The sequence below is a fragment of the Microvirga sp. KLBC 81 genome, assembly GCF_003075415.1.
Lineage (GTDB): Bacteria > Pseudomonadota > Alphaproteobacteria > Rhizobiales > Beijerinckiaceae > Microvirga.
The window spans coordinates 1-11,426 of sequence record NZ_QDAH01000120.1 but is presented as its reverse complement, the minus strand read 5'-3'; the positions used below and the strand labels follow the sequence as shown (position 1 = coordinate 11,426).

Genomic DNA, 11,426 nt, shown 5'->3' with positions numbered 1-11,426 from the left:
CTCTCATCCAATCTAAAGCAGCCCTCTTGCAACGCACGGCCGGTCCATAGATTTTCGCCAAGGAGGGAAGTCGATGAAATTTCAGTTCGTCGATGCGGCGAAAGAGAGCTTCCCCGTCACACGCCTGTGCCAGGTTCTGGGAGTGAGCCAGAGCGGCTACTTTGCCTGGAGATCCCGTCCGGCCAGTCCGCGCCAGCGGGAGGACCTGGTGCTGTTGGCCCACATCCGCTCGGCCTTCACCCGCTCGCATGAGACATACGGCAGCCCGCGCGTGACCCGCGAGCTGCAGGACGAGGGCCTGACGGTGGGACGCCGTCGGACGGCTCGGTTGATGCGCGAGAACGGCCTCAAGGCCCGGCAGAAGCGGCGGTTCAAGCGCACCACCGACAGCCATCACGCCTTTCCAATCGCGCCCAACCTGCTCGAGCAGGACTTCTCGGCCGAGGGCCCGAACGAGAAGTGGGCTGCAGATATTTCCTATCTGTGGACGAACGAGGGCTGGCTGTACCTGGCGATCATCCTCGATCTGTTCGCTCGGCGGGTGGTTGGCTGGGCGGTCAGTGACAACCTCCACAAGGAGCTGGCGCTGGAGGCGCTGCGCAAGGCTCTGGCGATCCGACGACCATCAGCGGGCCTGATCCATCACGCGGACCGCGGTAGCCAATACTGCTCAACGGCTTATCAGATGGAGATGAAGAACCATGGCATCCAGATCTCGATGTCCGGTAAAGGCAACTGTTTCGACAACGCGGTCGTCGAGACCTTCTTCAAGACCTTGAGATCCGAACTGGTCTGGCGCACCGTCTTCCAGACAAGGGCCGAGGCCAAAGCGGCAATCGGCCATTACATTGATGGGTTCTACAACTCTGTCCGGCGTCACTCGACGCTTGACTATCTCAGTCCGGTTCAGTTCGAAAGGCTGGCCGGATAGCTAATAAACCGCTCTCCACAAAAGCGGAGCAAGACCATCTTGTCTCTGCTCCAAATTTGCGACGCATCCATTGATCCTGCGTGCTCGGCGGGAACGCGCTCATCCCGCATCACAACAGGCAAAGTTGTCGCGCAAGCGCCGTCTCGGTATCATGGACAGACGAACGTTTGCGGATGAAGGTTCTGGCTCGGTCGGTTCTATGGTGGGCCCGGGCTGGCAATGGAGACCTGCCATTGAGCATGTCTTTCCGGTTCAGCGCTGAGGAGGAGAGCAGCTTCCAGTTCCTGTGGGAGGATGGTGAACGTTCCTTCTACCGGGGATGGCGCCTGGACGACGACGGCCAGCGCAAGGCTGTGCTGGCCGTGTGGCCCGCCGCCGAGCACCCAGCCCCCGCTAGCCTCCATCGCTTCGTGCACGAATACAGCCTGAGGGACGAGCTGGACAGTGCATGGGCCGTGCGGCCGCTGGAGCTTGGGCGTGAAGGCGGCCGGACCGTACTGGTGCTCGAGGACCCCAGCGGCGAGCCGCTCGACAGGCTGCTCGGTATCCCCATGGGGGTGAGGCGCTTCTTGCGCCTCGCCATTGGCATCGCCACCGCCTTGGGCCGAGTCCACCAGCGTGGACTGATCCACAAGGACCTCAAGCCGGCCAACATCCTGGTCATCGGCGCAGAAGGGCAGGTGCGGCTCACCGGCTTCGGTCTCGCCTCGCGGCTGCAACGCGAGCGCCAGGCCTTGGCTCCGCCCGAGGAGATCGCCGGCACGCTGGCCTACATGGCGCCGGAGCAGACCGGGCGCATGAACCGCTCCATCGACTCCCGCAGTGACCTCTACGCGCTCGGCGTCACGCTCTACCAGATGCTCACCGGTGTTCTGCCATTCACGGCGACCGATCCGATGGAGTGGGTGCATTGCCATATCGCGCGGCAGCCAATTCCACCCGCCGAGCGCCGGAAGGACGTGCCGGCGGCAATCTCTGCTATCGTCATGAAGCTGCTCGCCAAGACTGCCGAGGAGCGGTACCAGACCGTGCACGGTCTTGAGAGAGACCTCCGGCGCTGCCTAGCCGAGTGGAAGGCTCAGCGTCGCATCGACGCCTTTCCACTCGGCGCCCACGACACACCCGACCGGCTCCTCATCCCCGAGAAGCTGTATGGGCGCGAGCGCGAGATAGCGACCCTGGTCGCCGCCTTCGACCGGGTGGTCACGAGCGGCACCCCAGAGCTGGTCCTGGTCTCGGGCTATTCCGGCATCGGCAAGTCTTCCGTCGTCCATGAGCTGCACAAGGTCCTGGTGCCCCCGCGCGGCCTGTTCGCGTTCGGCAAATTCGACCAATTCAAGCGCGACATCCCATATTCGACACTCGCACAGGCTTTCCGGGGCCTGATTCGGAGTCTTCTGGCAAAGAGCGATGGCGAGTTAGCGCCTTGGCGCTACGCCCTGCTGGAGGCTCTCGGCCCTAACGGCCAGCTCATGGTCGACCTCGTTCCCGAACTGAGTCTCATCACCGGGGAACAGCCGCCGGTCCCAGAACTGCCGCCGCAGCAGTCGCAAAGCCGGTTCCTGCTGGTCTTCCGGCGCTTTCTCAGCGTCTTCGCCCAGCCGGAGCATCCGCTGGCGCTGTTCCTAGACGATCTGCAATGGCTCGATTCCGGCACTCTCGATGTGCTTGAGGATTGGTTGACGCAGCCAGACGTGCAGCACCTGCTGCTAATCGGCGCCTACCGCGATAACGAGATCGATGCCGCGCATCCGCTCCGGCGCAAGCTCGAATCGGTTCGGAAAGCGGGAGCGTCGGTGCAGGAGATCATGCTGGCGCCGCTCAGGCTCGGCGATGTGGGCCGGCTCATCGCCGAGGCCCTGCATAGCGAGTGGGACGACGCCGAGCCTTTAGCCCAGCTTGTGCACAAGAAGACGGCCGGCAATCCGTTCTTCACCATCCAGTTCCTCACCGCGCTCGCTGACGAGGGCCTGCTCGCCTTCGATCATGGCCAGATGCGTTGGTCGTGGGATCTTGAGCAGATCAAGGCCAAGGGCTTCACCGACAATGTCGTGGACCTTATGCTTGGCAAGCTGACCCGCCTGCCCGAAGCGACCCAGACGGCACTGCGACAGCTCGCCTGCCTGGGCAATGACGCGGCGATCGCCACCCTGAACATGGTCAATGGCACGAGCAAGGCAGCGCTGGACGCAGCGCTCTGGGAGGCCGTGCGGGCAGGGCTGGTGTTCCAGCGGAAGGGGACCTACCGGTTCCTCCACGATCGCGTCCAGGAGGCGGCCTATGCGCTCATCCCCGAAGGCGAGCGGCCCGCCGAGCATCTGCGGATCGGCCGGCGGCTCGTTGCACGCACGCCGCCGGAAGCGATCGAGGAGCGTGTCTTTGAGATTGTGAGCCAGCTCAACCGCGGCGCTCCCCTGATCACCGCGGCTGGGGAGCGGGAGCGGCTCGCCGAGCTCAACCTGCTCGCGGGCCGGCGCGCCAGGGCCTCGACCGCCTATGTCTCGGCGCTGACCTATCTCATTGCCGGACAGGCGCTGTTGCCTGAGGATGCGTGGGAGCGACGACCCGAGCTCGCCTTCGCGCTCGAGCTGCACCGGGCCGAATGCGAGTTCCTCACGGGCTTGCTGATGGAAGCGGAGGCGCGCCTTGCCGACTTGGCAAGCCGCACTACCAGCCTCCCGGATCAGGCTACTGTCACCCGGCTGCGGGTGGACCTCTTCATGACTCTCGGTCGAAGTGACAGCGCTGTAGCGGTCGGTCTCGACTACCTAGGCTGCGTCGGCATCGCTTGGTCGGCGCATCCGACGCGAGAGGAAGTCCAGCAGGAATACGCGCGGATATGGCGGCAACTCGGGGACCGCCCGATCGAGACGCTGCTCGACCTGCCGCGCCTGACAGATCCGGTCGCGTGCGGGACGATGGAGGTCCTCACCGCGCTCGTGACGCCAGCCTTGTTCACCGACGAGAACCTGCGCTGCCTTGTGATCGGCCGCATGGGGAACATCAGCTTGGAGCACGGCAATAGCGACGCATCGTGCTATGCTTACACCGCGATAGGCACCGTGCTGGGGCCGTACTTCGGCGACTATAAGGCGGGTCTCCGCTTCGGCCAGCTCGGGCTTGACTTGGTGGAGCAGCCCGGGATGGACCGCCTGAAGGCCCGGGTCTACTTGGCTTTCGGAAACCTCGCGAGTTCCTCGATATGGCATCCCCGGACGGCCCGCCCGCCCGCGCGGCACGCCTTCGACGCGGCGCAGAAGGCCGGGGACCTCACCTACGCGGCCTTTAGCTGCAACGGCCTGATCACGCAGCTCCTCGCCAGCGGCGATCGGCTCACCGAGGTGCAGCGCGAGGCCGAGTACGGGCTCGACTTCGCGCGCCAGGCGCGGTTCGGTCTCGTCGTCGACCTCATCACCGCACAGCTCCAGTTGATCCGGACGCTTCGCGGTCTCACGCCGGCATTCGGCCGCTTCGACGACGTCCAGTGCGACGAGGAGCGGTTCGAGCGTCACCTGGAGACGGATTCACGCCTGGCGATCGCCGCCTGCTTGTACTGGATCCGCAAGCTTCAGGCGCGCGTGCTCGCCGATGACTACGTCGGCGCCGTTGCGGCAGCGGCGAAAGCAGAGCGCCTTCTCTGGATGTCGCCCTCCATTTTCGAGCGGGCGGAATACCACTTCTATGCTGCGCTCATGCTGGCCTCGCTCTGCGGCGCGGCATCTGCCGCGGAGAGTGATCAAGACCGACAAGCCTTGGCGGGCCACCACCGTCAGCTCCAGGAATGGGCCGAGAACTGCCCGGAGAGCTTCGAGAGCCGCGCCGCGCTGATCGGCGCGGAGATTGCGCGCATCGAAGGCCGCGATGTTGACGCAATGCGCCTCTACGAGCAGGCTATCCGTTCGGCTCGCGCCAGCGGCTTCGTCCACAACGAGGCGATCGCCAATGAGCGCGCTTCCGCCTTCTACCGGGCACGTGGGTTTGACCAGATTGCCGCCCTCTACCTGCGGAATGCCCGTCACTGCTATTTGTGCTGGGGAGCCGATGGCAAGGTGCGGCAACTCGACGACATCTATCCGCATCTGCGGGAGGGCGAGCCAGTGCCCAGCCCAACGAGGACGATCGGGGCGCCGGTGGAGTACATCGACGTTTCGACCGTGATCAGCGTGTCTCAGGCCGTCTCCGGCGAGATCGTGCTGGATAAGCTGCTCGAGACGCTCATGCGCACCGCGCTCGCCCAGGCGGGGGCGGAGCGCGGCCTGTTGATCCTGCCGCGCGGGGCCGAACCGCGGATCGCGGCGGAAGCCGTGACCTGCGGCGACACGGTTGTCGTGCATCTGCGCGACGAGCCGGTGGCTCCGGCCGCATTGCCGGAATCCGTTTTCCATTATGTTCTGCGGACCCGGGAGAACGTGGTCCTCGACGATGCTTCAGCGCCGAACCCGTTTGTTACGGATCCCTACATCCCGCGGCACCACGCCCGATCGGTTCTGTGCCTCCCATTGCTGAATCAGGCCAAGCTCATCGGGGTGCTCTACCTCGAGAACAACTTGGCCCCTCGCGTCTTCGCGCCGGCCCGGATGGCAGTGCTGAAGCTGCTCGCCTCGCAGGCGGCGATCTCGCTCGAAAATAGCCGGTTGTACCGTGATCTCACCGAACGCGAAGCCAGGATCCGGCGGCTGGTTGAGGCCAACATCATCGGCATCTTCCTCTGGAATTTTGATGGCCGGATCATCGAGGCCAACGACGCCTTTCTCCGGATCGTGGGCTACGCGCGCGAGGAGCTCGTGGCCGGCCGCTTGCGCTGGACCGACCTGACGCCGCCGGAATACCAGCCCGCCGACCAGGGAGCGGCCGAGGAGATCAGGCAGACCGGCAGCTGCCGGCCCTATGAAAAGGAATTCCTCCGCAAGGACGGCAGCCGCGTACCCGTGCTGCTCGGGTGGACCACCTTCGAGGAAAGCAGGACCCAGGGTGTCGCCTTCGTGCTCGACCTGACAGAGCACAAGCGAATGGAGGCCGAAGCGCGCGAGAGCGAGCGGCGGTTGCGCGAGACGCAGATGGAGCTCGCGCATGCCAACCGCGTCACCACCATGGGCCAGCTGGCCGCTTCCATCGCGCACGAGGTGAATCAGCCCATTGCCGCGGCGGTCATCAGCGCCCAAGCCGGCTTACGCTGGCTGGCTCGCGAACCACCCGACATGGCGGAGGTCCGCCAATCCCTCAGCCGCATCGTCGAGAGCGCAGAACGGGCCGGCGAGGTCATCGGCCGGATCAAGGCCCTGGTTAAGAAGGCACCCGCCCTCAAGGGTCGGCTGGACGTCAATGAAGCCGTGCAGGACGTCGTCAGCCTGACCCGCAGCGAAGCGCTGAAACATGGCGTCTCGTTGCAGACAGACCTCGCACCGGACCTGCCGTCCGTGGCAGGCGACCGCGTCCAACTGCAGCAGGTTGTCCTCAACCTGATCATGAACGCGATCGAGGCGATGAGCGGCCTGAACGCCCAACCGCGGGAGGTGCTGGTCCGCACGGAGATGGTTGCTTCGGGCGGAGTGGTGGTCGCCGTGCGGGATTCGGGCCCAGGTCTGGAGACGGAGGGTCTGGAGCGTGTCTTCGCGCCCTTCTACACGACCAAGTCCAGCGGCATGGGCATGGGCTTGGCGATCTGCCGCTCGATCATTGAGGCGCACGGCGGACGTTTGTGGGCCGAGGCAAACGAACCGCGAGGGGCCGTGTTTCAGTTCACCCTGCCTTCAGAGGGACAGGACCATCCCCAGTGACGGCAGCTCGCTGAGACTCCCCGTAAACCTTGGATGATCCGGCAACGGTTTTGGATGCCGAGCGGACCGATCGATAGATGAAGATCGGTTCGTGAACGGAGTCTGGCGGACACGGTCGTTTACGCTATAATTAATTCCTTTCAGGATCGCGAGGACTTTGTCGCAGTGTCGCTAGCGCAAGCCTGTCGGACGCAGGGCATTCGACCGGCTCGAGGGAGCTACCGGTCGGCCGGCGATCAGATTGGCGGCTATTGCGGGGTGACGGAGGTTTTTTCGCTGGCTACTCGGCGGAGGGCCTGAAACTACGGCAGTCTTCCGCGATCGAAAGTTCCGAGACCCGTTGCCGCGGACGAAGTCCCATCTGAGAAAGAAATGGCATCCGGCAGGGGTGACGAGCGGGAGGACGACATGAGCTTCAACACCGCCTTTGCTCCATTATCGCGACTGCTGACAGCGGTCTGCGCTGCCGCCTTGTTGGCGCCCGCGAGCTCGATACCGGCTCAGGCGCTCGAAGCCAAATGGTGCAAGGACGCCCACATCCGCTTCTTCGTAGGTGGCGCCGAGGGCGATGCGTTCGCTACCATCGTCTATAACGGCGCGAAGCAGGCGGAGGCCGACCTCGGGCCCAAGATCGATTATGTCTTCTCGCGCTGGAACGTCGAGGTGATGACGCAGCAGCTTCGCGAGGCTGTCGCGGTGAAGCCCGACGGTATCGCAATGATGGGTCATCCTGGCGATGCCGCAATCATGCCCCTCGCCGAGCAGGCGGCAAAGGCCGGCATTAAGATGATCTATCAAAACGTACCCGTGCCGAAGGTCGTAGCGGCGTTCGGGGGCGGCTACATCGGCGCCCAACAGGCAGAGCAGGGCCGTGCCCTTGGGGTGGAGGCAATCAAGCGCGCGGGCCTCAAGGCCGGCGACAAGGCGATCGTGTTCGGTTCATTCGAAAATGAGAACCGTGGCGCGCGCGAGCGCGGCACGGTGGCGGTCTTGAAAGAAGCGGGCTTGGAGGTAATCCAAATCAGCGACCCGCCCGCCGGCGAATGGGCATCCGATCCCAACCTCGCCATCCCGACCATTACCGCAGCGCTCCTCAACAACCCGGACGTCAAGGCGGTCGGCTACTCCGGCGGCCAAATGCTCGGAAACGTCCTGACCTACATGCGCGCAGCCGGCAAGAAGCCGGGGGAGATCTTCAATTTCGGCTTCGACACCAGTCCGCAGGTCGTCGAGGCCTTCAAAGGCGGTTGGGTGCAGCTCGCAGCGGATCAGCAGCCATTCCAGCAGGGCTATCTCCCGATCCTGAATCTCTGTCAGCAAATCGTGTTGGGACTTGCGCCGATCAACGTCGATACCGGCGCCGGGTTCGTCACGCCGGAAAACTATCACATGGTCGCCAAGCTGGCAGAGCAGGGACTGCGCTGAGATTGGGATGAAAAGGCGGGCCTATCGGCCGGTCGGCGACAGGAGCGGCGCTTGGCGGATCACCTGATCGAGCTGCGCGACATCACGAAACGCTATGGCAGCATCGAGGCGCTCGCCGGCGTCGAATTCCACGTCGATGCCGGCGAGGTGGTTGGCCTCGTCGGTGACAACGGCGCAGGCAAATCGACGCTGATCAAGATTCTCGCCGGCGCTGTGAGGCCCTCCAGCGGCGAAATCATCATACGCGGAAGACCGGTGTCGAAATGGAATGCCGCTCGGGCCCGCGCGGCCGGGATCGAGACGGTCTTTCAGGACCGGGCGCTCGCCGTGCAACAATCGATCGTCCGCAATATTTTCATGGGCAGCGAGCTTGCTGGACCGTTTGGCTGGCTCAACGTAAAGCGCGAACTCGCGGAGGCGGACCGGCTTATGCGCGAGATCGGCTTCACGTCGAAGCTGTTCACGCCGCGCTCGATTGTCGGGCAGCTGTCTGGTGGGGAGCGTCAGGGCGTAGCCATGGCCCGCGCGATCCACAAACGGGCAGACCTTATCATCCTTGACGAGCCGACGACGGCGCTCTCGCTCGCTGAGACGGCGAAAGTCTTCCACTTCGTGCGTCACGTGCGGGCAAGGGGCTGCTCGGTCGTTTTCATCGACCACAACATTCACCACGTCTTCGACATCGCCGACCGTGTCGTCGTGCTCGACCGCGGCAGGATCGTCCTCGAGGCGGAACGCTCTGAGCTAACCACGGTCGAGGAGCTCATCCGTTTCATGGAACAGGTCGCCCATCCCGTGCGCCCAGGCGGACGCCGTACATTAGAGTGAGACAGGCGTGCGATGAACAACCTTGCGGAACCCAGCAGGCCGACCTCGACGGATGACACAATGATTGCGGCTGCCGAGGGAGGAATTCGTTGGACCATTCGTTCCGCAGCTGGCTGATCGAGAACCGCGCGGCGCTTGGCACATTCGGCGTGTTCGTGGTGATGATGGCGATCTTCGTCGCAGCCAATCCAGCTGTCTTCACGACCTGGCCCATTTACAGCTCCGTACTTACCACCTTGCCCGTTGCGCTTTTTGTCGTGGTCCCGCTGGTCTTTGTGGTGACGGCCGGCGATATTGATCTCTCCTTTCCTGCCACGATGGGGTTCTCGTCTTGGGTATTCGCGCTTCTCGTGCAGGCAGGCTACGATCCGTTCCTCGGCTTGGCGGCTGCGATCGTGACCGGTTCAGCGCTCGGCTTCTGCGTCGGCGCGCTCGTTGTTTATGCCAATTTGTCTTCGCTGATCGCCACGCTTGGCATGAATTTCCTCTTGCGCGGCCTAATCCAAATCATCAATGAGGGCAAGTCGATGGCACTCGTCACGCTTGGCCAGAGCTGGGCCTACAGGATTTTCTCGAGTCAGGTCTTCGGAGTGCCGGTCCAGATATTCTGGGCAATCGCATTCGTAATCTTCGCAGCGCTCCTCTACAACCGCCACCGCTTTGGAGCGCAGGTGAAGATCATTGGCGACAACTCCGACAGTGCCCATCAGATGGGCATCAACGTGAAGCGTGTGCGCATGAAAACCTTCGTCTTCATGGGAATAGGCGCAGCAATCGGCGGAACATTCTCCACCATGATCAACTTCACATGGTGGCCTACGGCCGGCGACGGCTACCTTCTCCCCGTACTCGCCTCCGTGTTCGTCGGCGGCACACCCACATGGGGCGGCGTCGGCACCGTGGTTGGCGGCGCGATCGGCGCATTCATCGTCGCCTTTATCCAAACCGGCATCGTAGCGGCGGGTCTCAGCGGCTTTTACGTGCAATTCTTCAACGGCCTGATCATCATCCTTTCGCTGATCGGCCACCGGTGGAACCAGATACGCTACCGCTAGCCAAAGGCAGGCGTTGGACAGACCACCAACGCACTACGGATAATGGACGGAGAGGGAATACCAATCCGGCGGATTCGCGATGCCGAGCCTGGAGTGCTGTACTAGGGCGATCGCATGGTATAGCCTCGGCAGCTAAGACGACTGTCGACTGGGACGGCGCTCAGACCTGAACGGAGGATCGGGATGAAGCAGGTTCTTGTGACGGGAGGGAGCGGGAAAGCAGGCCGGGCATGCGTCCGTGACCTTCTCGAGCATGGCTACGAGATCATCAACGTGGATGTTGTGCCCCCGAGCGAGGCTCTCTGCACGTTCATTGCGGCCGACCTGACCGATTTCGGGCAGGCGCTGGAGGCGCTCTCGGGGGTCGACTCACGGTACAACAAGGTCGACGCCGTCGTGCATCTGGCGGCAATTTCGGCACCGGGCCGGCATACCAACGCGGTGACGTTCAGAAATAACATTCTCAGTACATACAATGTCTTTGAGGCAGCGCGCAAGCTTAGGATCCAGAATCTGGTCTGGGCTTCAAGCGAAACGGTCCTCGGCATTCCGTTCGATGAGCCTCCTCCTTACGCGCCTCTGGACGAAGACTACCCTGGTCGCCCAGAGACTGCTTACTCGCTGTCAAAATGTCTTGGTGAGGAGATGGCGCGGCAGTTCTGCCGCTGGGATCCTGACCTGAAGATCGTCGGCCTGCGCTTTTCCAATGTGATGGAACCGGCCGACTATGCGCGATTCCCCTCGTTTGATACGGATCCGCAATCCCGGAAGTGGAACCTATGGGGCTATATCGACGCGCGAGATGCGGCTCAGGCTGTTCGGAGGGCCCTTGAGGCGCCTCTCAAAGGAGCCGAGGTGTTCATTATTGCCAATGCCGACACGGTGATGACCCGGCCTAACGCGGAACTCATGGCGGAGTTCTACCCGGGCGTTCCTTTCACGAGGGAGGTTGGTCCAAACGAAACCCTTCTCTCGATTGGGAAGGCGCAGCGGCTTCTGGGGTATAAACCATGTTACAGCTGGCGTGCGGCTTCGGCACACGAGGGATAGGGCACCGTCATGTCTGGATGGCGCCCGTTTGGCAATGTGATTGGTGATGACTTTTAGGTTTAGCGGGGCGGGTGCAGTCATGTCTCCGGCCTTTGAACGCGGTCCTTCATAACCGCAGGCCCTGATGTTTTACGCTGGAGCGTCCCTCTCAACTTATCGCGCTTGACTGACGCAAGACGATGCCACGGGTTTGCCAGGTCCGGCGGTCCATGTCCGCTTTGGCCTCACATCATCTCATCGTCACCGGGTTCCGTTGCAAACCCTGGCGTAGGTCACACGCGAGCTAGAGCATCGGGCATTCAGACGAATCCGTATCCGGCGGCGGTGAAATAGTTGCGGCACGCCTCAGGCTCAACGAGA

General features: G+C 63.1%; 5 protein-coding genes and 1 pseudogene. All 6 read left to right on the top strand.

What is annotated here, in order from left to right; genetic code table 11:
• Nucleotides 1-52: 52 nt before the first annotated feature.
• A pseudogene (locus tag DC522_RS30640) lies at nt 53-931 on the top strand (IS3 family transposase); the annotation flags it as partial.
• 239 nt (nt 932-1,170) lie between these two features.
• Nucleotides 1,171-6,708: an AAA family ATPase gene (locus DC522_RS30635; RefSeq protein WP_116532265.1), complete on the top strand. Its 5,538-nt coding sequence runs from the start codon at nt 1,171-1,173 to the stop codon at nt 6,706-6,708.
• Between the two features lie 408 nt (nt 6,709-7,116).
• Nucleotides 7,117-8,133 carry a substrate-binding domain-containing protein gene (locus DC522_RS30630; protein ID WP_116532266.1) on the top strand — a complete coding sequence of 339 codons (1,017 nt, stop codon included), beginning with the start codon at nt 7,117-7,119 and terminating at the stop codon, nt 8,131-8,133.
• 51 nt (nt 8,134-8,184) lie between these two features.
• Complete coding sequence (locus DC522_RS30625) at nt 8,185-8,961, top strand: ATP-binding cassette domain-containing protein (RefSeq protein ID WP_116532264.1); 777 nt, start codon at nt 8,185-8,187, stop codon at nt 8,959-8,961.
• Between the two features lie 89 nt (nt 8,962-9,050).
• Nucleotides 9,051-10,016, top strand: a complete 966-nt coding sequence (locus DC522_RS30620) for an ABC transporter permease (protein ID WP_116532263.1) — start codon at nt 9,051-9,053, stop codon at nt 10,014-10,016.
• Nucleotides 10,017-10,199: 183 nt separating this feature from the next.
• Complete coding sequence (locus DC522_RS30615; RefSeq protein WP_116532262.1) at nt 10,200-11,066, top strand: NAD(P)-dependent oxidoreductase; 867 nt, start codon at nt 10,200-10,202, stop codon at nt 11,064-11,066.
• The last annotated feature ends 360 nt before the right edge of the window (nt 11,067-11,426 follow it).